Annotated in this window: 1 pseudogene; it reads left to right on the top strand. The window is 74.7% G+C overall.

Features of this window, described 5'->3' with window-relative positions:
- Positions 1 to 542, top strand: a pseudogene (locus tag AC27IO_RS25305) (DUF3772 domain-containing protein); the annotation flags it as partial.

Below are 542 nucleotides of genomic sequence, written 5' to 3'. Positions count from 1 at the left end.
GGCAACTGGCTGGCCAAGCGCGTGCTGGTGCGCGTGGCGCCCACGCGCTGTCGTCCGGGCGCCTGCGGCGCTCGCTGCTCGCGGCGGTGTCGGTCGTGGTGCATGTGCTGCTGATCGGGCTGGCGGCGCAACTGGCGCTCAGCGGCGTCGACGTGGGCGACAACCTCGGCGACCGGCTGCACGGCCTGGGCAGCACGGCGGTGCGCCTGGCCATCTTCGCCTCGTTCGCCATCGGCCTGGGGCACGCGCTGCTGTCGCGCCGGCGCAGCTCCTGGCGGCTGCCTTCGCTGTCGGACGACCTGGCGCGGCGGCTGAGCCCCTACCCCTGGTGGATCGCCCTGGTCGCCATCACCAGCGGACTCATCACCGAAATCAACACCGCCGTGGGCGCCAGCCTCGCAGCCGAGGTGACGACGCAGGCCGTGACGGCGCTGCTGGTCGCGCTCATCGCCATCGCCTGCCTGCGCCACCTGCACACCCCGCGCACCACGGCCAAGGACGGCGCGGCGGACGGCGGCAGCGAGCCCGCCGAGGCCGCTGCC

This window comes from Acidovorax sp. KNOB132 (assembly GCF_057541515.1).
The sequence above is the reverse complement of the archived record's forward strand: the minus strand, read 5'-3'. Positions and strand labels throughout refer to the sequence as shown.